20 protein-coding genes and 1 pseudogene are annotated in these 23,313 nt (G+C 71.2%); 7 read left to right on the forward strand and 14 right to left on the reverse strand.

The features are described from left to right. Positions 1 to 169: 169 nt before the first annotated feature. The 6 genes and pseudogenes from ACFVYS_RS27765 to ACFVYS_RS27790 all read right to left on the reverse strand — a co-directional run bounded on the left by ACFVYS_RS27765 (position 170) and on the right by ACFVYS_RS27790 (position 7,903). Positions 170 to 328 carry a hypothetical protein gene (locus tag ACFVYS_RS27765; protein ID WP_389506293.1) on the reverse strand — a complete coding sequence of 53 codons (159 nt, stop codon included), beginning with the start codon at positions 326 to 328 and terminating at the stop codon, positions 170 to 172. A 26-nt stretch (positions 329 to 354) separates the two neighbouring features. Then, positions 355 to 2,205: a carbamoyltransferase gene (locus tag ACFVYS_RS27770; protein WP_389506295.1), complete on the reverse strand. Its 1,851-nt coding sequence runs from the start codon at positions 2,203 to 2,205 to the stop codon at positions 355 to 357. 18 nt (positions 2,206 to 2,223) lie between these two features. Next, positions 2,224 to 4,476 carry an iron-containing redox enzyme family protein gene (locus ACFVYS_RS27775; protein WP_389506297.1) on the reverse strand — a complete coding sequence of 751 codons (2,253 nt, stop codon included), beginning with the start codon at positions 4,474 to 4,476 and terminating at the stop codon, positions 2,224 to 2,226. Positions 4,477 to 4,633: 157 nt separating this feature from the next. Next, a complete protein-coding gene (locus ACFVYS_RS27780; RefSeq protein WP_389506299.1) occupies positions 4,634 to 5,641 on the reverse strand; it encodes an IopA in 1,008 nt (335 codons plus the stop codon). Between the two features lie 105 nt (positions 5,642 to 5,746). Continuing rightward, on the reverse strand, positions 5,747 to 6,994 hold the full coding sequence (locus ACFVYS_RS27785) for a sensor histidine kinase (protein WP_389506300.1): 1,248 nt from the start codon (positions 6,992 to 6,994) through the stop codon (positions 5,747 to 5,749). Between the two features lie 254 nt (positions 6,995 to 7,248). Beyond that, a pseudogene (locus tag ACFVYS_RS27790) lies at positions 7,249 to 7,903 on the reverse strand (dihydrofolate reductase family protein). A gap of 246 nt (positions 7,904 to 8,149) precedes the next feature. On the opposite strand from ACFVYS_RS27790, the gene ACFVYS_RS27795 reads away from it, so the two are divergent. The 3 genes from ACFVYS_RS27795 (at position 8,150) to ACFVYS_RS27805 (ending at position 9,908) form a co-directional block, all read left to right on the forward strand. Beyond that, positions 8,150 to 9,001, forward strand: a complete 852-nt coding sequence (locus tag ACFVYS_RS27795) for an RNA polymerase sigma factor SigF (protein WP_389506302.1) — start codon at positions 8,150 to 8,152, stop codon at positions 8,999 to 9,001. A 98-nt stretch (positions 9,002 to 9,099) separates the two neighbouring features. Beyond that, the gene (locus tag ACFVYS_RS27800) at positions 9,100 to 9,522 is read left to right on the forward strand and encodes a hypothetical protein (RefSeq protein ID WP_389506304.1); all 423 of its coding nucleotides are present in this window, start codon (positions 9,100 to 9,102) and stop codon (positions 9,520 to 9,522) included. A gap of 17 nt (positions 9,523 to 9,539) precedes the next feature. Then, a complete protein-coding gene (locus tag ACFVYS_RS27805) occupies positions 9,540 to 9,908 on the forward strand; it encodes a low affinity iron permease family protein (RefSeq protein ID WP_389506306.1) in 369 nt (122 codons plus the stop codon). Positions 9,909 to 9,939: 31 nt separating this feature from the next. Here ACFVYS_RS27805 and ACFVYS_RS27810 read toward each other — a convergent pair whose 3' ends face one another. The 3 genes from ACFVYS_RS27810 to ACFVYS_RS27820 are packed head-to-tail and all read right to left on the reverse strand — an operon-like array spanning position 9,940 to position 13,312. Continuing rightward, on the reverse strand, positions 9,940 to 11,298 hold the full coding sequence (locus ACFVYS_RS27810; RefSeq protein ID WP_389506308.1) for an MFS transporter: 1,359 nt from the start codon (positions 11,296 to 11,298) through the stop codon (positions 9,940 to 9,942). A gap of 59 nt (positions 11,299 to 11,357) precedes the next feature. Next, entirely contained in the window at positions 11,358 to 12,278 is a 921-nt protein-coding gene (locus ACFVYS_RS27815; RefSeq protein ID WP_389506310.1) for an amidohydrolase family protein, read from the reverse strand. A 5-nt stretch (positions 12,279 to 12,283) separates the two neighbouring features. Further along, positions 12,284 to 13,312 (reverse strand): amidohydrolase family protein, encoded by a 1,029-nt coding sequence (locus ACFVYS_RS27820; RefSeq protein WP_389506312.1) that lies wholly within the window; start codon positions 13,310 to 13,312, stop codon positions 12,284 to 12,286. A 177-nt stretch (positions 13,313 to 13,489) separates the two neighbouring features. Here ACFVYS_RS27820 and ACFVYS_RS27825 point away from each other — a divergent pair, with 177 nt between their 5' ends. From ACFVYS_RS27825 to ACFVYS_RS27835, 3 genes are read left to right on the forward strand one after another with little or no spacing between them, the layout of a single operon-like run. Further along, positions 13,490 to 14,158, forward strand: coding sequence for a response regulator transcription factor (locus ACFVYS_RS27825; RefSeq protein WP_389506314.1), 669 nt, complete (start codon positions 13,490 to 13,492; stop codon positions 14,156 to 14,158). Positions 14,159 to 14,171: 13 nt separating this feature from the next. After that, positions 14,172 to 15,584 (forward strand): sensor histidine kinase, encoded by a 1,413-nt coding sequence (locus ACFVYS_RS27830; RefSeq protein WP_389506315.1) that lies wholly within the window; start codon positions 14,172 to 14,174, stop codon positions 15,582 to 15,584. After that, entirely contained in the window at positions 15,581 to 16,573 is a 993-nt protein-coding gene (locus tag ACFVYS_RS27835) for a TAXI family TRAP transporter solute-binding subunit (protein ID WP_389506317.1), read from the forward strand. The genes ACFVYS_RS27830 and ACFVYS_RS27835 overlap by 4 nt, the downstream gene beginning before the upstream one ends. A 235-nt stretch (positions 16,574 to 16,808) precedes the next feature. On the opposite strand, the gene ACFVYS_RS27840 is transcribed toward ACFVYS_RS27835, so the two are convergent. After that, positions 16,809 to 17,690 (reverse strand): NAD(P)-dependent oxidoreductase, encoded by an 882-nt coding sequence (locus ACFVYS_RS27840; RefSeq protein ID WP_389506318.1) that lies wholly within the window; start codon positions 17,688 to 17,690, stop codon positions 16,809 to 16,811. Between the two features lie 96 nt (positions 17,691 to 17,786). On the opposite strand from ACFVYS_RS27840, the gene ACFVYS_RS27845 reads away from it, so the two are divergent. Further along, the gene (locus ACFVYS_RS27845) at positions 17,787 to 18,137 is read left to right on the forward strand and encodes a winged helix-turn-helix transcriptional regulator (RefSeq protein ID WP_389506320.1); all 351 of its coding nucleotides are present in this window, start codon (positions 17,787 to 17,789) and stop codon (positions 18,135 to 18,137) included. A gap of 124 nt (positions 18,138 to 18,261) precedes the next feature. On the opposite strand, the gene ACFVYS_RS27850 is transcribed toward ACFVYS_RS27845, so the two are convergent. From ACFVYS_RS27850 to ACFVYS_RS27865, 4 genes are read right to left on the reverse strand one after another with little or no spacing between them, the layout of a single operon-like run. Next, positions 18,262 to 19,383 (reverse strand): XdhC family protein, encoded by a 1,122-nt coding sequence (locus tag ACFVYS_RS27850; RefSeq protein ID WP_389506322.1) that lies wholly within the window; start codon positions 19,381 to 19,383, stop codon positions 18,262 to 18,264. Further along, positions 19,376 to 21,502: a xanthine dehydrogenase family protein molybdopterin-binding subunit gene (locus tag ACFVYS_RS27855; protein WP_389506324.1), complete on the reverse strand. Its 2,127-nt coding sequence runs from the start codon at positions 21,500 to 21,502 to the stop codon at positions 19,376 to 19,378. The genes ACFVYS_RS27850 and ACFVYS_RS27855 overlap by 8 nt, the downstream gene beginning before the upstream one ends. Beyond that, entirely contained in the window at positions 21,499 to 22,491 is a 993-nt protein-coding gene (locus tag ACFVYS_RS27860; RefSeq protein ID WP_389506326.1) for an FAD binding domain-containing protein, read from the reverse strand. Before ACFVYS_RS27860 ends, ACFVYS_RS27855 begins: the two co-directional genes overlap by 4 nt. After that, entirely contained in the window at positions 22,488 to 23,066 is a 579-nt protein-coding gene (locus tag ACFVYS_RS27865; protein ID WP_389506328.1) for a (2Fe-2S)-binding protein, read from the reverse strand. Before ACFVYS_RS27865 ends, ACFVYS_RS27860 begins: the two co-directional genes overlap by 4 nt. Positions 23,067 to 23,313 lie beyond the last annotated feature (247 nt).

Raw genomic sequence — 23,313 nt, forward strand, 5'->3', positions numbered from 1 at the left:
CTCCGGATCGGTCATGATCGTCGCCGGGTTGGAGTTGACCAGGATGACCCGCAGCCCCTCGGCACGCAGGACACGGCACGCCTGGGTACCGGAGTGGTCGGCCAGGGCGGCCCCACCGTCGACGGCGGAGCCGGAGCCGATGACCAGGACGGACCGGAAGTCCGTGTGTTCAGGCACGAGGCCGGTTCCAGTAGGTCCGGGCTCCCGGGCGGAGCGCGCGGTCAAGGGGGTCGCGCACCAACCGCGTGACGAGGCCGACGGGGACGAGGACGAACAGATAGCTCACGGCAAGCAGCACGAAGACACAGGCGCGGCGGAGCGCATCCATGGTGAGGCCCTCTCGAAGTGGGAAGTTCAGTCCAGCGGGATCAGTTCGCGCCAGTTGTCGTCCTCCGACCACGCGGGCTGCTGGGCCTTCTCGATCAGGAAGCCGCCCATGGCCAGCGTGTCGATGTTCGTCCGCATGAAACAGCGGTAGGCGTCCTCGGGTGTCGCCACGATGGGCTCGCCCCGCACGTTGAACGACGTGTTGACGAGGACCGGGCAGCCGGTGAGCCGGTCGAACTCGGTGAGCAGCCGGTGGAAGGCGGGGTCGTGCTCCGCGCTCACGGTCTGCACGCGAGCCGAGTGGTCGACGTGGGTGACGGCGGGAATCGTGGAACGGGCGACCTTGAGCAGGTCGAGGCCGTCGACGTGCTCGGAGGCCCCCGTCGCCAGCTGCTGCTGCGCGGCGATCCGCGCCACGATCAGCATGTACGGACTCGGCTGCTCCAATCGGAAGTATTCGGCGGCCCGTTCGGCCAGCACCGCGGGGGCGAAGGGCCGGAACGACTCCCGGAACTTGATCTTCTGGTTCATCGCGGACTGCATCGCCGGATCGCGTGGGTCACCCAGGATCGACCGGGCGCCGAGCGCACGGGGGCCGAACTCCATGCGGCCCTGGAACCAGGCCACGACCCTCCCCTCCGCGAGCTGCCCCGCCACCGCGCGGCTGATCTGCTCCGGGCCGAGGCGGCGGTGGGGAATGGCAGAGGCGTCGAGGTACGTCTGGATGTCCTCGTCGTCGTATCCGGGGCCCAGCCGGGACGCGTGCATCGCGTCGCCGCCCGACCGGGTGTGGGTCCGGGCCCGGGCGGGTCCCCGCTGCGCGAGGAGAGCCGCCCCGAGAGCCCCGCCCGCGTCACCGGCGGCGGGCTGGACCCACAGCTCGTCGAAGATGCCTGCCTCGGCGATCTTTCCGTTCGCGACGCAGTTGAGCGCCACACCGCCGGCCATGCACAGGCGTCGTTCCCCGGTGAGGCGGCGTGCCGCGAGTGCCAGCTTGAGCATGATCTCCTCGGTGACGGCCTGCACCGACGCGGCGAGATCGAACTCCCGCTGGGTGAGCGGGCTCTCGGGTTCGCGGCGCGGCCCGCCGAACAGCTCCTCGAAGGCGCGGCCCGTCATCACGTGGCCGTACAGGAACGCGAACCAGCGCATGTCGAGGCGGAACGAACCGTCCTCCTTGATGTCGACGAGCCGTTCCCGGATCAGCGGAGCGTAGCGGGGCCGTCCGTAGGGAGCGAGCCCCATGAGTTTGTACTCGCCCGAGTCGACCTTGAATCCGCAGAAGTACGTGAACGCTGAGTAGAGCATCCCCAGCGAGTGCGGGAAGGACAGCTCGGCGACGGGCACGACGTTCCCGTCCACGCCGTGCCAGATCGACGTCGTCGTCCACTCGCCCACACCGTCCACGCAGAGCACGGCCGCGGATTCGTAGGGGCTGGGCAGATAGGCGGACGCTGCGTGCGACTCGTGGTGTCCGAAGGCCCTGACCTCGGGCACGGGGCCGGACGCCAGCTCCTGAAGGCGCTCGTGCACCGTGGTCAGCGCACGCCGCTTCCAGCTCAGCCAGCCGGGCATCACCTCCCGGAACGAGCTCCAGGAGCGGGGAGCGGTGCCGAGGTACGTCGCCATGACACGCCGGAACTTGAGGTCCGGGCGCTCGTAGTACGCGACGGCGTCCAGGTCGGCGATGCCGATCCCCGCCTCGTCCAGGCAGTAACGAAGGGCGAGTTCGGGGAAGGAAGGGTCGTGACGGCGCCGGCTGAAGCGTTCTTCCTGGGCGGCGGCGAGGATCCCGGCGGGGCCGACGAGAGCGGCCGCGCTGTCGTGGTAGTAGGCGGACAGACCCAGAACGGTGAAGACCGGGGCTTGGGGGGACATGGGCTCGGCTCCTCGGTTTCAGAGGGAGGCGCGCGCGAGGCGGGCGGCGGATGCGGAACGGCGCCGGGCACGCAGCGTGGCGTACAGCTCGGCGGACCGCCCCGCGGGCGGATTGAGGGAGCGATGGCCGATCCGTATGCGCTCCCACGCATCGGCCTCCCCACCGGGTCCGGACACCGCGGGCAGGTCGGCGAGGTAACCGTCGATAGCGTCGGCCGCCCACGCGGAGTGCCCGGTGGCCACGTTGTCGATGGTGTTGTGCAGATCGACGAACTGGGTACTGAAGCCGTGGTGTCGCAGGGCCACGCGCGCGTCGCGGTAACTGCCCCCCACCCCGGACAGCTCCATCGCCAGATTGAGCCCGAGGATCTCCGGCATGAACTCCTCGGGGAAGCGGGAGACGCTGAGCCAGAACACCGGCATGGCGAAGGACTCGTCCCGCAGCGTGCTCCAGGCGGTGAACTCGGGCGACGCGGTGGGCGGCAGGTCGATGTCCATCTGGCGCAGCAAGGCACGGTAGATGCGCGGATGGTTGAGGTCCCGCTCACCGTTGCCGAGTTCGTCCCAGTAGGTGCGGAAGAGGAAATGACCGACCCGGGAGGAGGCGAGGCGATAGTCGGTGAAGCCCTGCAACCAACCGCCGTCGATCATGATGAGTGGCGCCAACTGAAGGGTGGAGTCGACCAGTTCGGCGCGGCTGGGCAGAGCGACCTGGCTCTCCTCGAAGACCTCCGCGTGCTGGTCGTGCGCGCGGGCGAGCCAGCCGCGGAGCCCGTTGTCGCGGTCCCAACGGGCCGGCAGCCCGCCCTTCGACGCGCGGTTCATGGCGTACTGGGAGCGTGCCAGCCAGCGCGTCGCGTAGGCGTACGCGAAGTCCCGTACGCCGGGCGCGTCGGACCGGCTCAGCAGCGGCAGATAGGCGGCGCGTGCCGTCCGGGGCGTCAGCGAGGGCCTGCGCGCCGTGCCCGAGGGCTGCCGGTCCGGCGGCGCAGTCCCGTCGGCCGCCACCCGGGTCGCCGCGTCCCCCTGGGCGGGCCAGTCGGCCTGCACCCGGTGCAGTTCGCCGTGGGGATCGTGGCCGGCGCCGGCCACGGGGTGGAGCACGGACCCCGGTTCCGGCAGCAGCCGGATCCAGCGCCGCAGGACGGCGAGCTCCTCCTCGGTGAAGATGCGGAACATGGGGCCCTTCGGGCCGATGAGCCGCCCCAGCAGTGGGCTGTTCTCGGGCTTCCCGGGGCGTACCAGACGGCTACGGGCGAGTGCGGCCAGGAACGGTGTCGGTCCGGCGTCCACATCGGCGAACCACTCGGACAGCGGGCGCCCTTCGAGCCGGAAACCGGAATGGTAGACCGCCGCCTGGCGGGCCCGCGTGTGGATCAGCCGCCAGACCCCGTAGTCGGGGTGGAGGGAGAGCGCGGTCTCGCGGTACAGCCGCTCACTCCAGGTTCGTACTTCCTGGAGGGCCCAGCGGAATCCCGCGAGCACCCGGCCGGCCGCGTTGTCCGTCCGCGTGGAGCCCGCTCCGGCCTCGGCGGCCAGGTGCGCCCGCACGGCGGCCCACGACAGGTCGCGTCCGGTGGCCGGCGCACCGGGCCGCAGCCCGCCCAGGTCGAGAGCCTCGGTGACGTCTCGCGAGGTGTCCGTGGCGCGCAAGGCGGAAGCCAGCGGGGGCAGTACGCGGACATGGCGCAGGCACAGGTCCGCGCCGAGCAACTGGGACCGGTAGGTGTCGGGGAGGCGGCTCATCATCAGCAGCATGGCGGGCAGCCGGAAGCTGAAGCCGTCGATGTACTCACTGCCCGCGAGCCGCACACCGGGCTGTTCCTCCGCGACGCCGTGCCGCCTCAGCAACTCGCGGTAGTCGGTGCCACGGTCGGAGAGCGGCATGCCGACGCCTACGTCCGTGGCGTACAGCGTCAGGCTCCGCAGGACGGGTTCCGTCTCGGAGTTGCCGGGGCTCGACAGCCACTGAAGCCAGGCCCCCGCGCTCAGTGCCAGGGGCGCACAGTTGCGCAGGACCCGGCGGACCGCTTCCTGCCGTTCGTCCGGCGCGGGGCCGGCCACGCTCGGGAACAAGCCGGTGAAGCGGTCCGCTTCCCCCGTGCTCCACCGGGTGGCCTCCTCGGTCAGCGCCGACAGTTCCTCCTCGGCACGTTCGGGGTCGGTGTACGCGTCGACGGCGGGAAGTACCCGGACGTCCTGCGGTGTGAGCCGGGAGAGGGCGTCGGGGGAGAGAGCACGCAGATACAGCGTTCTGTAGTGGGAGGACATGACGGAGCGACACCTTCCCTCAGAACATCGGGTAGATGGAGTTGTCCTTGCGCCGTCGCCGGTTCTTGCGGAATTTGAACAGCGCGAAGAGCTTTCGGAACATGCTGGTCACCTCGCAGTGGGAGGACGGGGGCGCACCGCGCGCGGCGGGGCGTGCTCAGCGCAGGGCGAATTCGGTCCGCAGGATGTCGGTCACGACGCGGCTGCCCTCGTCCGTGTGGTGCGTCTGGTCGACGAACAGCCACGCGTCCCGGTGGGGCGAGACGTTGAGCGCCTCGTTGACGTCGAGGAACGGCACACCGATCTGTTTGCAGACGGTCTCCAGGCGCTGCGCGTAGGAAGCGTGCACCGCCGGGTCGAGGATCGGCTGGAAGAGGTTCCACATCTGCGAACGCTTGCTGTAGTTCTCCTCGATGAGGAGGCGTTCCTGCGCGGTGAGGCGCTTACGGCTCCACGACGCGGTGGCCTGGAGGGCGAAGCGCACCCGGGCCCCGGTCGGGGCGGCGAGTTCGACGAGCCGGGCGAGATCGCGTTCGGTCGCGCGGGCCGCGATGTCGATGCGGCGCTCCGGGTCGGCCAGGGCCTGCTTCTCCTGCTCCTGCCGGGCCTCACCGCTGAGGCGGCGTGCCGCCTGGGCGAGCCGTCCCTGGGCCCAGCCGGGCTGCTGGGTGTGCTGACCGAGCGTGGGAACACCCAGTTGGTGGAAGAACTCGCCGGAGAAGAAGAACTGCCCGTAGCCGCTGTCGGCGGCGGGAAGTCCGGCTACCACCAGGTCGTTGAGTCCCGAGTAGACGACGATGTCCCGTACCGCGGGCAGTTCGCCCCGGTGCATGAGGAACAGCAGCGTTTCCTGGGTGGAGTTGAACGCCGGGGCGGCGAGGTTGAGCCATGGCACGGACGACGGCCCCTGGGACAGCAGCGACGGGATGGTGTGTGCGTCGTCGGTCGCACCGAGGCCGAAGGCGGGGGAGGCCCCCAGCATCAGGCTCACCGGCCCGTCGGGGAGGTTCTCCCTGAGCGAGAAGGAACCGCGCTCCCCTACGGAGTGGCGGAAGCCACCCGCGTCCGTGTTGATCGCGGGTGAGCGGTGACCGGGCCGGTTGAAGAACATGACGTACGGCGCCCAGCAGATGTCACCGGTGGCGAACTCCTCGTAGTGTTTCATGTGCGGAGTCAGCTTCTTCTGCTGTTCCAATGGTCCCCTCCGAGCCGACGGCGAGCCATGACCGGGCGGTCGGTGACCGATGGAGCCCGGGCCGGCCGCCCTCGGTCACCGACCCTGCTGGTGACTCCTCGAGCGGTGCTCGAAAGTCGTCGGAGGCCCGGGGCAGGCGACCTGGAGCGCGGCGGGGGACTGTGTCGGGCAGCAGACCTTCAGGACGAACCAGCCGTCTGCGGCGTCGGTTTGCAGCACGCCGCCGATCTTCTCGACGCGCGCAGCCATGTGGTCGAGGCCGTTGCCGCCGTACCGGTCGTCGAACTCGGCGGTCATGCCCGGCGGTTCGGGTGAGCCGACCGCGCCATTGTTGGCCACGACCAGCTCGATCTGGTGCCCGGACCCGGGCCCGGTGGAGCAGGTTCCCAGCGTGATCCGGCACCGGCTCGCCTGGCTGTGCCGCAGAATATTGGTGACCGCTTCCCTCAGCACCACCGCGAGCACGCTGCCGATCCGCGGTTCGATGTGCCGGAAGTCGCCCTCCGTGGAAACCTCGATGTTCGCGGCGTGCAGGACGCGGTTGCCGCGTTCGACCTCGTCGAGCAGATGCAGGGACCGCTTGCCGTGCACCACCCGCCGCACATCGGCCAGGGCGGCGCGGGTGATCTGAAGGGACTCGGAGAGCTCCTTCCGGGCCTGTGCGTCGTCCCTGCCGATCAGCCTGTTGGCCAGCTCGGTCTTGAGGGTGATCGCGGAGAGGCTGTAGCTGAACAGGTCGTGCAGGTCCTGGGTGAAGCGGATGCGTTCCTGGGACACCGCCACCCAGGCGGATTCCTCCCGCCGCCGATGCAGCTCCGTCACCAGGTCGACCAGTCGGCTCAGGGCGTGGGAGATGAGACCGATGGACACGCAGGACAAGAGCATGAACGCGGCGGTGTAGAGGTCGTCCCCGGTGCCGAGCGCGATGACGAACACCGCCAGGGAGATAAGACAGAAGAGGATGTGGGACAGCCTGGGCTGGAGGACGACCGTGCAGGCCCCGGCGAGGAATCCGCACATGGCCCCCGACTCATGGCCGAGGAGGGGAACCGGCGCGAAGGAGAGCGCGGCCTGCGCGGCCAGCGTCCATCTGATGTGCCGCAGGCGGGTACGCACCTGGGGGGAACAGTGCGCAAGTTGGAGCACATAGCAACAGCCCACCACGACACAGGAGATCGAGAGGCTCTGCGGGGTGTGCGACGCCTTGATCAGGTTGGCGACGCCGATGATGGCGAACCCGGCCTGGATGACCGCCATCAGGGTCACGGCGTACCGGGGCGGCATCACCGCTGATGACCGGGTCCCGACTCCTCGGACGAACATCTTGGTGAGGGCATCGCCGCGGCCGGGGGAGTGGTCCGTATCGAGTGTTTGGACGTGGGGGGAGCTTTGAGCACGTGGGGGCCTCGCGTTTCCGTGTGGGGAGAGCGATGCTGATACGCCCGCCAGCGTACCCGTTTCGGGTCATGCCAAACGGAGTGATCCAGCCCGGTACGCGGGGTGCCGGATTCACTCAACTGTCCATGGCGGATGGGGTGTTGGAAGCATCAGCCGACCGGTGGACGAGAGGCCCGGGATCAGAGGATGTCGTACGTCAGGTGGGTCGCGGTCCAGGTCGAGGTCACGCTCCGCTGTACCAGCGTGCGCGGGACGCCGCCGGTGAACAGGGGCGTCCCGGCGCCCAGGATCGTGGGGGCGAGGTGCAGCGACAGAGTGTCGACCAGCCCGGCGGCGAGCGCCGAACCGATCGTGGCGCCGCCGCCCATGAGGACGACGTCGAGGTCGGTGCCGGTCGCCGAGGACGCCGCCTCGGCGACCGGCACGCGCGTCGGTGACGGCGTCGGGCAGACCGGTGGTGACGAACGTCCAGTCGAGGTCGGTGAGCCGGATCGACTCCGGCGGCGAGCTCGTCACGACGACGAACACGGGCTTGGCGATTTCACCGGCGCCGTAGCCGCAGTCGTCGTTCCAGCCGTTCGGCCCGTCGACCAGTTCGAAGAGCCGACGGCCGAGGACGACCGTGCCCGAGCGGGCGGTCCCCTCGCGCAGGATCCGGTGGTCGTCGGGGTCGTCGGAGAACGCCCACGTGTGGAGGGGGCGACGATCCTCGCCGCCGGTGCCCACACCGTTGTCCGGGCCGGGGTCGGGACCGGTGACGGAGCCGTCGAGGGAAACCGAGATGTCGGCGATGATGTGCGTCCTACCAGGACAGACCGTGTTCGTCGCCGGCACTCATCGCTCGTGCGTGAAGCGTAGGGCGGATGCGGATGCGGATCCGGCCCGGTCCCCCACCGAACAGAGGTTGGGTTCCTCCCTCCCCGACGTACCGGCCTACAGCGTTCCGGGCCGACGGGACAGCAAGTTCCTGCCCGTCCGCCCAGGCACTTCTGCCGGGCATGTGCATGCTCTGCGAGTGAGGGGGTAGACGCGGCGACATCGGCTCGAACGCAGGGCACCGGCAGGGTGGGGAGATCACAGATGACGACGACGATCGCGCAGGCGGCCGAGGAGCAGACGACAGCGGCACTGCCTGTGGTCCCCGAACCGGGCAAGATGGCGCCCAAGGACGCCCGCAGCCTGTCGAAGCTGTTCTTCGCGAAGCTGGCGGTGCTGGAGGAAGGCACGCCGGAGCACCAGTACGCGCGCAACACGCTGATCGAGATGAACATGTCCCTGGTCCGCTTCGCGGCCGGCCGGTTCCGCAACCGGGGCGGTGCGGACGGGATGGAGGACATCGTCCAGGTCGGCGTCATCGGGCTGATCAAGGCCATCGACCGGTTCGAGATATCCCGTGAGGTGGAGTTCACCTCCTTCGCCATCCCGTACATCGTCGGTGAGATCAAGCGCTTCTTCCGAGACACCTCCTGGTCGGTGCATGTGCCGCGCCGTCTGCAAGAGGCACGCGTGCAGCTGGCGAAGGCCACCGAGGAGCTCCAGAGCCGTATGGGCCGGACCCCCACGGTCAAGGAGCTGGCGGAGCTGATGGACCTGACCGAGGAGGAGGTCATCGAGGCCCGGGTGGCGTCCAACGGCTACAACTCCGCCTCCTTGGACGCCACCATCGGCGGCGGCCCCGACGGCGAGACGGCACTGGCGGACTTCCTCGGGTCCGACGACGCGGCCATGGAACTGGTGGAGGACTTCCACACGCTGGCGCCACTGCTCGCCCAGCTCGACGAGCGTGAACGGCACATCCTCCACTGGCGGTTCGTCGAGGAGCTGACCCAGGCGCAGATCGGCGAACGGCTCGGTTGCTCGCAGATGCACGTGTCGCGCTTGCTCTCCGGCACTCTGAAGCGCCTGCGCGCCGGCATGCTCACCACCAACTGAGACCGACACCCGACACTCGACACCCGATACCCAGAACTCGTGGCCGGGGGCGCGGACGCCCTCCCCGGGCCCCGGGCATGTACCAGAGAGGACCTGTGGTGAGCGAAAGCGGCGCCGCGCTCCCGCCGATCGACGCCCATCTGGAGATCCTGCTGCGGCTGGTCGACGCGCAGCCCGAGGCGGCCCTCAAGATCTGCCTGACCACGCCCGGTGGAATCGTCGCGGGGAACCTGGTCGGGTCCCGCACGTGGGCCGACCGCTGGGAGCACGTGGTGTCGACGGCCACCGGAGCGGAGGACGCGGCCGACCACATGGCACATCTGGCGCACACCATCCGGTCCGCCCTGAAGGAGGCCGATGCGGAGCCGGGGCCGGGGGACGGGCTGCACGGGTTCATCCATCTCGTCGACGTCACGTTCCTGTCCGTGCCCGGGACCGCGACCGCTCCGCTGTGGCGTGGCCGGCTGGGCGATGTCTCCGGCTGGGCCCTGGGGGCTCCTGCCGACCGGCCGGCTTCGTGAAGACCGCCGGTGACCTGATGGCACCACAGCACCCCGCGCACCGGGACGGCGACCGGCCGGGGCGGTTCACCCGCCTGGCCGAAAACGCCTCGAACTTCACCAGCTCTCCCGCCTTCTTCGGCGTGTGCCTCGTTCTGGTCGCCGCCGCGATCGCCGCGCACGCACTGAAGCTGCCCACGCCCTGGCTGTTGTTGGTGGGCGAGACGATGTCCGCCGTCTCGCTGCTGCTCCTGGCACTGCTCAAGAATTCCGAACGGCGAGCCGAGCACGCCATCCAACGCAAGCTCGACGCCATCGCCGCCGCTTTGCTGGAGATCCAGCGGCGGGAACCGGGAGCGGCGAGCGAGGAACTCCGCCAGGCCATCAGGATGGAGAAGCAGACCTGACCGGTGTGATCCTCCGGTGGACCGGGCGGCCTCAGGCGGGCAGGCTCACGCGTTGCCGCTCCGCCTGGGCGAGGCGGGTCGAGCGCGTACGGGTGCCGAAGGCGGCCAGGGCGATCGCGCCGAACAGCCAGGTGCCGGCGATGAAGTAGAAGACGCTCTGATAGCCGTGGCCGTTGTAGAGCGCCGCGACGATCAGCGGACCGGCGGCGTTCGACAGCCGTCCCAGGCCGTAGGAGACGCTCGTGCCCAGGGAGCGGCTTCGGGTGTCGAAGAGCTCGGGGGAGTAGGCGTAGGCGAGGGCGGTGTAGCCGCGCTCGAAGAGGTTCACCAGGAACCCGAACACGATGATGAGGACCGGGTTGAAGGTGAGCCCGTACAGCAGACCGCAGAGCGCGATCACCGTGCCGAAGGCGACCAGGCACCACTTGCGCTCGAAGCGGTCGGTGACCAGGGAGGCCAGATAGCAGCCGAGCGGTGCGCCGACCGTGGTCAGGGCCACGTAGAAGACGGACTTCTCGACGCTGAAGCCCTCCTTGGCCAGCAGGGTGGGTGCCCAGCTGGAGTAGCCGAAGAAGCCGATGGTCTGCGTCGTCCACAACACCGTGAGCAGCAGCGTCGGGAACAGGTACTTCTTCTGGAGGAGCAACCGCAGGGGCGCCTTCGTCGACGGTGTCTCGTCGACCGGGGGCGCGGGCTCGGGAAGGGGACCCTTCTCCGCCGTGACGCTCTCCTCGATCTCCCGGAGGACCGCGTCCGCCTTGGCGTGTTCTCCCCTGCTCTCCAGCCAGCGGGGTGACTCCTTGAGGTGCCGGGTGAACAGTACGAGCAGGATGCCCAGCGAGCCCCAGAGGTAGACCAGCCGCCACGACCAGTCGTTGAGCGGGACGACGGCGCTGGCAATGAGGTTGGTGACGGGCGTTCCGCAGATGCCGATGACGATGGCGTACGCCTGGTACTTGCCACGGATCGCCGACGGGTACATCTCGTTGACGTAGACGACCCCCACGACGGTCATCGCGGACAGCCCCGCCGAGGTCAGGACGCGGAACACGCCGAGGGACACGAGGTCCCAGGAGAAGACCGCGGCGAACGAGGAGACGCCGAAGAACAGCGTCGTCCACAGCAGTGCCCGTTTGCGGCCCCACCGGTCGGCGATCGACCCGGCGACGATCGCCCCGAGGAACATCCCGACGAACGAGAGCGAGGTGACGTAGGCGACCTGGTCAACCGTCAGGCCCCACAGCTTGATCAGTTTCGGCGCGGTGGTGGCGAAGCTGTTGATGTCCGCGAACTCGAAGAAGTAGGCGAAGGCGACGGCGAGCAGGGTGACTTTGTGGAACCGGGATACCGGAAGCCTGTCCAGCCGGTTCAGCGCGTTGGAGTGTTGCATGAGCGGCCCTTGTCGGAGTGGGTGGACATACACGGGGAACACAGGGGAGTTCGGGGATGTCAGACGTGCTCGCCGGGCCAGTAGAGGCCCATCGGGTTGGCGACGAGGAGCTTGTGCCGCTGCTCCGCGGTGACCGCCACCTGCGGCAGGTGGTCGACCAGGAGTCCGTCGTCGGGCATGTGGCCGGTGAGGTTGGGGTGCGGCCAGTCGGTGCCCCACAGCACCCGGTCGGGGAACTCCTCCACGGCGCGGCGGCCGAAGGGGACGACGTCGGTGTAGGCGTGCCGTTCGCCGTTCACGGCGGCGGGCCCCGTCACGCTGAGGCGCTCGGGACAACTCACCTTCACCCAGACATCGTTGGCGTCGACGAAGCGCAGGAACCGGGTGAACTGCGGCCCGTCCACGGGCTGGGTCACGTCCGGTCGCCCCATGTGGTCCACCACCAGCGGGACGGGCAACGACCCGAAGAAAGCCTCCAGTTCGGGAAGGTCGACACTCTCGAAGTAGAGGACGACGTGCCAGCCCAGCGGGGCGACCTTCCTGGCGATGGTGTGCAGGTCGTCCTCGGGCGAGGTGTCGACCAGACGCCGTACGAAGTTGAACCGCACTCCGCGCACGCCCGCTGCGTCGAGTTCGAGCAACTCGCCCTCGCTGATGTCCGGGCGGACCGTCGCGATACCGCGCGCCCTGCCGCCCGCGGCTCGGACGGCGTCGAGCATGGCGCTGTTGTCCGCGCCGTGGCAGGTGGCCTGCACGATGACGTTGCGGTCGACTCCCAGATGGTCGCGGAGCGCGAACAGATCCTCCTTGCCGCCGTCGCAGGGCGTGTACTTCCGCTCCGGCGCGAACGGAAAATCGGCCTGCGGACCGAAGACGTGACAGTGCGCGTCGACGGTCCCCGGCGGCAGCCGGAAGGCCGGTGTGGACGGGTTCCGGTACCAGTCCAGCCAGCCGGGCGTCTTGGGGGAGGGAGTGCTCATGTGCCTCACCGCCCCTGGCGCTTCAGCAGCCCGTCCAGGCGCGGGTACACGGCGCGGGCGTTGTGCTCCTGGATCGCCGCGAGGTCGTCCGCGGGCAGCTTGGCCGCCTCCGTGTAGCGGCGGGTGTCATCGAAGTGGTGGCCGGTACACGGGTCGATGTCGCGGACGGCGCCGATCATCTCCGAGGCGAAGAGGATGTTGCGGGCCGGGATGACGTCGTAGAGGAGATCCGAGCCGGGCTGGTGGTAGACGCAGGTGTCGAAGAAGACGTTGCGCAGGACGTGTTCCTCGAGCGGAGGCTTCCCGAGCGCCATGGCCAGGCCCCGGAAGCGGCCCCAGTGGTAGGGGACGGCGCCGCCGCCGTGGGGGATGACGAAGCGCAGGGCCGGGAAATCGGCGAACAGGTCACCCTGCACCAGCTGCATGAACGCCGTGGTGTCGGCATTCAGGTAATGCGCGCCGGTGGTGTGGAAGGCGGGATTGACGCTCGTGCTGACGTGGACCATCGCCGGGATGTCGTACTTCACCATCTTCTCGTAGACGGGGTACCACGAGCGGTCGGTGAGCGGCGGCGCGGTCCAGTGACCGCCCGAGGGGTCGGGGTTGAGATTCACCGCGACGGCGCCGTACTCCTCCACGCAGCGGGTGAGTTCCGGGAGGCACGTCGCCGGGTCGACGCCGGGCGACTGCGGAAGCATGGCGGCGGGCACGAAGCGCTCCGGATACAACCGGCTGACGCGGAAACAGAGTTCGTTGCAGAGGGCCGTCCAGGCGGCGGAGGTCTCGAAGTCCCCGACGTGGTGCGCCATGAACGACGCGCGGGGCGAGAAGACCGTCACGTCGATGCCGCGTTCGTCCATCAGCCGCAACTGGTTCGGCTCGATGGTCTCGCGCAGCTCGTCGTCGTCGATACGCAGGTCCGCGCGTGTCGGGGCGGCGGCCGATGGGTCGGTGAGGGAGGCGATCTGCCGGGTGCGCCATGCCCCCAGGGCCGGCGGGGCTGTCGTGTAGTGACCGTGACAGTCAATGATCATTGCGGCGTCCTTCTCGGGCTGCTGGGTGCCGTGCAGCCTGGCTCCGTCCCGCACCGGCGGACGAGAGGACCGAACACAGAACTAACCTCCCCTTAACACTCCGACGAGTGCGCGGTCGGTGTGGTCTACATTCGGCTGGAGGCAGTGGCCGGGAGTGGCCGAAAGAAGGTGGTCAGGGTGCAGATCCTGCTGGCTGAGGACGACGACGGGGTGGCCGCGGCGCTCGTGGAGGTCCTGTACGACCATGGCCATGTCACCCGGCGGGTCCGGTACGGCAGGGAGGTGCTGACCTACCACCGCAGCTCCGACCTGCTGCTTCTCGATCTGGGCCTGCCCGACACCGACGGCCTGGACGTGTTGCGCGCCCTGCGCGCGGTGAGTGACATGCCGGTGGTGGTGCTCACCGCCCGCGGAGACGAGCGCTCGGTGGTGCGCGGACTGCGGCTCGGAGCCGACGACTACCTCGTCAAGCCGGTCCGACTCGCCGAGCTGCTCGCCCGGATCGACGCGGTCACCAGGCGGAACGCGGCGAAGAGCGCCTCCTCCGTACGGACGGCCCGGGCGGGTGACGTCGAGGTGGATCTCGACGCGCGCCGGGTGCGGGTCGCCGGGGCGGAGATCGAACTGACCACCAAGGAGTTCGACATCCTCGCCGTGCTGGCCGGGCGTGCGGGGACGGCGGTCAGCCGCGAGCAGCTCCTGGACGAGGTGTGGGGCGACGCCCGCCACGCCGTGTCCCGGTCCCTCGACGTACACCTCACCCAGCTGCGCGCCAAGCTGCGCCGCCCCGAGCTGCTCACCACGATCCGGGGCTTCGGCTACCGCTTCGGGGACCTCGAGGACTGAGGGGAAACCACGCGTGCGCACCCGGGTCCAGGCCGCACTCCTGCTGTTCGTCGTGATCGCGGTGGCCGCGTTCGCCGTACCGCTGCTGCTGTTCACCGCGTCCGACCGCACCCAGCAACTGGTTCTCGCCCGCAGCGCCGACCTCGACCGCTTCGCCTCCCTCATGGACCAGGCCGCCTCGACCGGCGACACCTCGGCCGTCGCAGCCGAGGCGCGACGCTACACACAGCTGTACGGCGAACCGCTGGTCGTCACCGACACGCGCCGCAACCCCGTCGTCCAGACCGGCGGCATGCGGGCCGCCGACCCCGACGTCGCGCGGCTGCTCGACGCGGCGCTGCGCAACCAGGCCGCGCATCCCACGGGGGCGCTGCGCCCCTGGTCGCAGGGATCCCGGATGTTCGCCGAGCCCGCGGGCACCGGGACCCGGGTCTCCGGGGCCGTCGTGCTGCGGGCCTCGGTCGGGACCGCGGCGGAGGACATCACCCGGCGCTGGGCCGCCGTCCTCGCGGGCGCCGCTCTGGTCGCCGTCGCCTGCGCGGTCCTAGCCCGGGCGGCGACGAGGTGGGTGGTCAGCCCGCTGAGCCGTCTCGACCGTGCCGTCGGCCAGCTCGCCGCGGGACTCCCGCCCGAACAGACCCGAGCCGGCGGCCCGCCCGAACTGCGCCAACTCGCGATCGGCTTCAACCGCATGGCGCTTACGGTCACGGCGGCCCTGGAGCAGCAGCACAGGCTCGTCGCCGACACGTCCCACCAGATGCGCAACCCCATGGCGGCGCTGCGGCTCCGCGTCGACGCCCTGCACCCCCACCTGCCCGCGTCGGCGAGCCGCACCTACACCGGGGTCACCACCGAGCTCGACCGCCTGGAGACCCTCCTCGACGACATGCTCGCCCTCGCCGCCGCGGAACACCGGGCCGGGGAACTGACGGTGACCGACGGCTCGGACGCCCACTGCGACCTCACGGCCGTGGCGGCCGACCGGCACCGCCTCTGGGAGCCGGTCGCCCACCGCGCCGGAGCCCGCCTCACGCTCCGGGCCGCTCCGGCCCGCCTCACGGCCGCCTGCACGGAACGCGAACTCGCCCAGATCACGGACGTCCTCGTGGACAACGCCATCAAGTACGCGGGCCCGGGCGCCGAGATCTCGCTGCGCTGTACCGCCGAAGGCACGCTCGCGGTCCTCACGGTGACCGACGACGGACCCGGCCTGGGCACGGAGGAGCTCGCGCTGGCCACCACCCGGTTCTGGCGATCGGGCCGGCAACGACACGACGGCACCGCGGGTACGGGCCTGGGCCTGGCCATCGCCGAACAGCTGCTGGCGGGGCGGGGCGGCCGACTGGAGCTGGAACCCGCGCGACCGCGGGGGCTGCGGGCCAGAGCGGTCGTACCGCGCGTGCCGGGCGACGGAGGTGCCCCATGACCCGTCCCGTCGACCGCCGCGCCCTTCTCCATGCCGCCCTCGGCACGGCGGCCGTCGCCGTCCTCGGCGGCGCGCTCACGGCCGACGCCTCCCGGCAGCTGCCCGGCCCGAGCGGGGTCCTGCGCGTCGCGACCGGGGAGCCCACAGCGTTCTACGCGGCTTTCGGCCGCCTCCTGGCCACCGAGCTCGAAGCGGCGTATCCCCGTCTGGCCTGCCGGGTCCGTACCACCGCGGGCAGCGTCACCAACATCGAACTGCTCCGCGACCACCGCGCCGACCTCGCACTCGTCCTCACCGACACCGCGCTGGCGGCCCAGGGCACCGACCTCTTCCCGCACCCCGTGCCGCTGCGCGCGCTCGGCAGGGTGTACGAGACCTACCTCCAGTTCGTCGTCCGCGCCGACTCGCCCGTACGCGCGGTGTCCGACCTGGCGGGACACACCGTCTCGCTCGGCGCCACCGGCTCGGGCGCGGCCGTACTCGGCGAACGGATCCTGCACGCCGCGGGGCTTTCCCCCGGCACCGACGCGCCCGTACGCCATCTCCCGCTGGCCGACGCGGCCGACGCGGTGCGGACGGGCTCGGTCGACGCCCTGCTCGTCGCGGGCGGCGTACCGTTGCCCACCCTGTCCGACCTCGACGACCGCGTCGGCCTGCGGTTCCTTCCGCTGGCCGGTCTGCTGCCCCGGCTGGGCGGCCGCGACGGCCTGGCCGGGGCGGGCCTGGAGGAGGTGTCCTTGCCGCAGGGCGCGTACCGGTCGGCGGGCGGAGTGGGCACCATCGGAGTGTCCAACCTGCTGGTGTGCCGCCCCGATCTTCCCCGCGGCGTCGCCGACGCGCTGACCCGCCTGCTGGCCCTGCGGGCGAGCGCCCTCGTACCCGGCAACGCCGTCGGTACCCAGTTCCTCGACGTGGGCAGCCTGATCGGTACGGGCGGCATCCCCCTGCACCCCGGCGCGGTCGCGGCGTACCGCTCACTGCACGGGTGATCCACCTCGCACACCGCCCGTGACGGCCGCCCGACGTGGCTCGGGCCGGTCGGGCGTCGATCAGGCCGTCGAGCAGGTGGAGCCGCTCGACGTCGGGACCGCCCTCGACGGTGGTGCACACGATCGGCATCGGGGCGACAGTGCCCGGCAGCGGGTAGGCGTCCCGGTCGGGTGAACTCGCCCAGGAGCGCGCCGGCCCGGCGGGCGCTCGCGGCGACCGCCGGCATGCTGCCGATCAGCGCACCAGCAGGTCGATCACGCCCGTCAGGTCCTCCTCGTCGCTGCCCTCACCCAGGCGGCGGCGCATCAGCTCGAAGTAGGGGCTGAGCAGTTCCGGGCTGACGCCCTGCTGCTCGGCGGTGCTCAGCAAGGTCGGCGTGCCGGCCACCTGCATGGCGAGAGGGGAGGCGACACCTGCGGTGTAGTCGCCGCTCCGGAGATGGTCGGCGGTCTGGTGAACCGCCGGAGCCATCGCGACGAGCCAGCCGGCGAGCAGCGGGGCGAGCGACGCCGGATCGATGTCCTCCTTGCGGATCAGGGCGAAGGCGTGCGCGGACCCGGCGAACATCCCGTACATGGCGCTGAGCAGGGCCACGTCGTGCAGGGCCGCGAAGCCCGCGTCCTCGCCGACGTACGTCGTGCCGGCCGGGACTCCCAAGGTCCTCCGGTGCCGCTCGAACAGTTCCCGCGAGCCGCTGTAGAAGACGTAGCCTCCGGCTTCCTGGACACCGATCATCGGCGGGACGGCCATGATTCCGCCGTCCAGATAGCGGGCGCCGCGCCCGCGGGCCCACTCGGCGCGGGCGCGGGCCTGGGCCGGGGTGCTGGTGGTGAGGTTGACCAGGTCCCTGTCGGCCAGGTCGGCGCCGGCCAACACCTCGTCGACCGAGGCGTCGTCCAGCAGACAGACGACGACCAGGGTGCTCGCCGCGACCGCCTCGGCGGCACTGTCCGCGACCCTCGCCCCCTCGGCGGCCAGCGCGGTGGAGCGGTGCGGGGTGCGGTTCCAGACGGTGAGCGGGTGACCGGCGGCGAGCCAGGTACGGGCCAGCGCGGCACCCATCGCGCCGAGACCCAGCAGCGTGACGGCGGTCTTCTCAACAGTGTTCTGTGTCATGCCGATCAGGCTGGTCGCAGGCCCCGGCGTGAACAAGTACGTACTTGGGAGTGGGTGGTTACCCTGGGGTGAGCGAGCACGTCGGAAGGGTGGGGCATGACGACGCTGAACCGGCCGGGCGCACCGGACGGACACGCCTGCGGGATCGACACCGCGATGGAGGTGATCGGCGGCAAGTGGAAGGTGCTTCTTCTCTGGGCACTCCACGAGCATCCCTGCCGACGCTTCGGCGAGCTGCGCCGACTGCTTCCGGGGATCACCGAGAAGGTGCTGGCCTCCCACCTGCGCGAGATGGAAGCGGACGGTGTCGTGCACCGTGTCTCCTACGACGAGGTGCCGCCCCGCGTCGAGTACACGCTGACCGAGGACGGCACGCGCCTCAACGACGCACTCCAGCCGCTGGCCGCCTGGGGAAGGGAGCGGCCGACCTTCCGGCGGTCGGGGTGAGCGGTCGGTCCGACACGGCGGCGAAAGCGGCCGGGGCAGACAACACAGGGGCCCGCCCTCGGAGTTGTGTCCGGGACGGGCCGCTCTCGTGCCGCGCAGGCCGCGCAGGCCGCGCTGTCCGGCCTCAGGCGGAGTGGCGGTGGTGGATCGGTCTGTCCGAGCCGGTCAGCGGCAGGCCCGTCCCGCCCCGGCGGGCGGCGACGATCTCCGCCGTGATGGACAGGGCGGTCTCCTCCGGCGTACGCCCCCCGAGGTCCAGGCCGATGGGCGACCTCAGCCGCGCCAACTCGTGCTCCTGGAGGCCGATGTCGCGCAGCCGTCGGTCCCGGTCGGCGTGGGTGCGGTGGGAACCCATCGCACCGACGAACGACACCGGCAACCGCAGGGCGACCTCCAGCAGCGGGACGTCGAACTTGGCGTCGTGGGTGAGCACGCACACCACGGTGCGCCCGTCCGTGCGGGTGCCCCGCAGATAGCGGTGCGGCCAGTCCACGACGACCTCGTCGGCCTCGGGGAAACGCTCCGGGGTGGTGAAGACGGGCCGGGCGTCGCACACGGTGACGTGATAGCCGAGGAACTTGCCGGCCCGGACCAGGGCCGCCGCGAAATCGACGGCACCGAACACGATCATCCGGGGCGGCGGCACGCTCGTCTCGACGAGCAGGGTGAGCCCGCCGGGGCAGTGGGATCCGTCCTGAGACAGCTCGACCGTGGCGGTACGACCCGTGTCGAGCGCGGCCACGGCGTGTGCCGTGGCGGCGCGGTCGAGGTCCTCGTGCCCGCCGAGCCCGCCCTCGCGGGAGCCGTCGGCGTGCACGAGCAGCGCGGCGCCGAGAAGGGCCCCGGGACCGCGGACGACCCTGACGAGCGCGACGGGTTCACCCCGTGCGGAAGTGTCCAGGGCGGAACGCAGCAGCGCACCGACCGGACCGTCCGCCGTGACCGGGGTGACCAGGACGTCGAGGACCCCGCCACACGTGAGCCCCACGGCGAAGGCGTCCTCGTCGCTGTAGCCGAAGCGTTCGAGCACGCTGTCGCCGGTCTCCAGCGCCCGGGCGCACAGGTCGTAGACCGACGCCTCGACGCAGCCGCCGGACACCGACCCGATGACGGTGCCCTCCCCGTCGACGGCGAGGGCGGCGCCCGGACCGCGTGGGGCGCTGCCGCCGACGGACACGACGGTCGCGACGGCGGCCTTGCGGCCCTCGGCCAGCCAGTCGCCCAGCTGCGGCGCGAGGTCAAGCATCGCGACCGCCGGTCAGGACCCGGTCGGGGCGGATGGGCAGGCTGCGGTGACGTACGCCGGTCGCGTGCCACACGGCGTTGGCGACGGCCGCGGCAGCGCCGACGATGCCGATCTCACCGATGCCCTTGATGCCGACCGGGTCGTCGGGGTCGTCGTCCGCCACCCAGTGCGCCTCGACCCGCGAGACGTCGGCGTGTGTCGCCACGTGATAGCCCGCGAGATCCGCTCCGACGGGCCCGCCGGAGGCCGCGTCGCGCGCGGCTTCCTCGTGCAGGGCCATGGAGATGCCCCAGATCATGCCGCCGGTGAACTGGCCACGTGCCGTGAGGGGGTTGACGATGCGCCCCGCCGCGAACACGCCGAGCATGCGCCGTACCCGCACCTCGCCCGTGGCGGGGTCGACGGCGACCTCGGCGAACTGCGCGCCGAACGAGTGCCGTTCCTTCTGCGCGAGGGCGGCGATCGCTGCGCTGGTGTCGGAGCGCACGGTGATGCCCTCGGCCGGGATCGCCGCGCCCGGCACGAGCCGGTCGCGCAGTTCGCCCGCGGCGGCCATGACGGCCCATGACCAGGACCGGGTGCCCATGGAGCCGCCCGCGATCATCGCGAACCCGAACGCGCTGTCGCCGAGGCGCACTTGTACGCGGTCCGGCGGGACGTCCAGGGCGTCCGCGGCGACCAGGGTGAGGGCGGTCCGCGCGCCGGTGCCGATGTCCGCCGCCGCGATCCGTACGGTGAAGCGGCCGTCCGCCTCGGCGGTGATCGAGGCCGTGGACGGGGCGGCGCCGGCGCCGAAGGATGCCGCCGCGGTCCCGGTGCCGAGCAGCCAGCGCCCCTCGCGCCGCACCCCGGGCCGCGGGTCGCGCCGGTCCCAGCCGAAGCGGCGGGCGCCCTCTTCGAAGCAGGCGCGCAGATTGCGGCCGGCGAAGGGGAGACCGGAGACCGGTCCCCGGTCCGGTTCGTTGCGCAGACGGAGCTCGATCGGGTCGATGCCGCACTGCTGGGCGAGTTCGTCGAGCGCGGCCTCCAGCGCGAAGGACCCCGGCGCCTCGCCCGGGGCGCGCATCCAGGTGGGGCTCGGGACGTCGAGCGGTACGACCCGGTTCTCCGTGCGGTGGGCGTCGGCGTCGTACATCACCCGGGCCACGCCGGCGCTCGGCTCGACGAACTCGTGCACGGTGGAGGTGCGGCTGAGCGAGAGGTGGTCCAGGGCGCGCAGGCGTCCGTCGGTGTCCGCCCCGAGCCTGACCCGCTGGATCGTGGGGCTGCGGTGGCCGGCCAGCGTGAACATCTGCCGCCGGGTCAGCACGACTCGTACCGGACGCCCGATCATCCTGGACGCCATCACGGCGGCGACCTGGTGGGCGCGCACGCCCTTGCTGCCGAAGCCACCGCCGACGTGCTCCGAACGCACCCGCACCGACGCGGGGTCGAGCGAGAAGAGGTTCGCCAGTTCCGCGACGACCCAGGTGGCACCCTGGTTGGAGTCCACCACCTCGAGCCGGTCGGCCTCCCAGCGGGCGGTGGCCGCGTGGGGCTCCATGGGGTGATGGTGTTCTTCGGGCGTGGTGTACGTGGCGTCCACGACGACGGCGGACGCGGCGAGTTCGGCCGCCAGGTCGCCCTTGTCCGTCACGGCGGGCATATGGCCGTCGGACGGGTGGGCGTCGGGGTGGTCGCCGGTGAACCCGACGTCGTGCGGGGCCTGTTCGTAGTGGACGACGAGAGCCTCGGCGGCCTCGCGTGCCTGCTCGGACGTCTCGGCGACCACCAGCGCCACCGGCCAGCCCAGGTGCGGTACTCGGTCGTTCTGGAAGACCGCGCAGGTCGGGTCCGGGGCGGTGCCCAGCAGACCGATGTAGTCGGTCTTCAGCGGCGGGGCGTTGCGATGGTCCAGTACGGCGAGGACGCCTGGCATCGCGAGGACCGCGTCCGCCTCGACGTCCCGGATCCGGCCGCGGGCCACGGTGGACAACACCAGCCAGCCGTGGGTGAGTTCGGCGAAGGGGATCTCGCCCGCGTACCGGGCCGCACCGGTGACCTTGTCCCGCCCCTCCACACGGACGTGACCGGTGCCCACGGCTCGGACGCGGGCGAGGGGCGCCTCGGTCGTCGTCATCGGGCGGCCTCCTCGGCGAGTTCGCTCAGCACGGCCACGGTCAGGTTACGCATCAGGGTCACCTTGAATCCGTTGTGCGACAGGGGCCGGGCCGCCGCCAGTTCGGCGTCCGCGGCGGCCGCGAACGACTCGGCGTCGGCGGCAGCCCCGGTCAGGATCCGCTCGGCGGCGCGGGCCCGCCAGGGCCGGGAGGCGACCGCGCCGAACGCCAGGCGCACCTCGCGCACGACACCGTCGCGGACGTCGAGCGCGGCGGCGACCGAGCCGACGGCGAACGCGTAGGACGCGCGCTCGCGCACCTTCCGGTAGCGGGAACGGGCGGCGACCGGAGCCGGTGGCAGGGTGACGCCGGTGATCAGCGCGCCCGGCGGCAGGGCCGTCTCGCGGTGCGGGGTGTCGGCGACCGGGAGATAGAACCAGCCCAGCGGCAGTTCGCCCGGTCCCTGGGCGGTCTCGTAGTGCACCATGCCGTCGAGGGCGGCCAGCGCGACGGCCATGTCCGACGGGTGCACGGCCACGCAGTGCGCGGAAGCGCCGAGGACGGCGTGGTTGCGGTTCTCGCCCCTGACGGCCGGACAGCCGCTGCCGGGATCCCGCTTGTTGCAGGGTCCGGTGGTGTCGGCGAAGTAGGCGCAGCGAGTGCGCTGGAGCAGGTTGCCGCCGACGGTGGCCATGTTGCGCAGCTGGCCGGAGGCGCCGGCGAGCACCGCCTGCGCCAGCACGGGGTAGCGGGCGCGGACCAGGGGATGGGCGGCGAGGTCGCTGTTGGTGACGGTCGCGCCGATGCGCAGACCACCGGCCGGGGTCGGCTCGACGCGGTCCAGCGGCAGGCCACGCACGTCGACCAGCTGTCCCGGACGTTCGACGCCGGTCTTCATCAGGTCGACCAGATTGGTGCCGCCGGCGAGGTAGCGCGCGTCCGGATCGGAGTCGAGCAGCGCGACGGCGCCCGCCACGTCGGAGGCCTTCCGGTAGCCGAACTCCCTCATGCGGCAGGCTCCTTCGCTTCCGGTCCGGCATCGGTGCGCGCCCCGGCCCCGGATTCCGCGGCCCTGGTGACGGCCTCGACGATCGAGGGGTAGGCGGCGCAGCGGCACAGGTTGCCGCTCATGCGCTCACGGATCTCGTCCGTGGTCAGGGGTGGTGGTCCGGCCTCGGGCCGTACGTCGGCCGAGGCGGCGCTCGGCCATCCGGCGGCGTGTTCCGCGAGCACACCGATCGCCGAACAGATCTGGCCCGGCGTGCAGTAGCCGCACTGATAGCCGTCGAGATCGAGGAAGGCCTGCTGTACCGGGTGCAGTCGGTCGCCGTCCGCCACGCCCTCGATGGTGGTGACCTCACGCCCCTCGGCCGCGACCGCGAACTGGAGACAGGCGACGGTCCTGCGGCCGTCGACCAGAACGGTGCAGGCTCCGCACTGCCCCTGGTCACAGCCCTTCTTGGTGCCGGTGAGGTCGAGTCGCTCGCGGAGTGCGTCGAGCAGGGTGGTGCGGTGGTCGACGGGCAGCGTGTGCCGCTCGCCGTTGATGTGCAAGGTGATGACGCTGGACGTCGGTAAGGCCATGAGAGCTTCTTTCACGCTTCCGGAACCTGAGGCGGCGGCCGCCGGTGCCTGGCAACCGCCGAGGTACATCGTTCATGGGGCGGGGGTGAGCGCACGGGACGGCGATGACGGCGGCCGCGGACTCCCGCGCGGACCCGGCCGGGGCTATCGTTGAACCCAACCGGACAATCGTCCGCTACCGGCAAAAGTAACGGACAGGTGTCCGCTTAGCAAGGGTGGGGTTCGGCCGCGCACCCCCGAGGAGAGT

The organism is Streptomyces sp. NPDC058295 (assembly GCF_042880655.1).
In the GTDB taxonomy this organism is placed as follows: Bacteria; Actinomycetota; Actinomycetes; order Streptomycetales; family Streptomycetaceae; genus Streptomyces; species Streptomyces coriariae.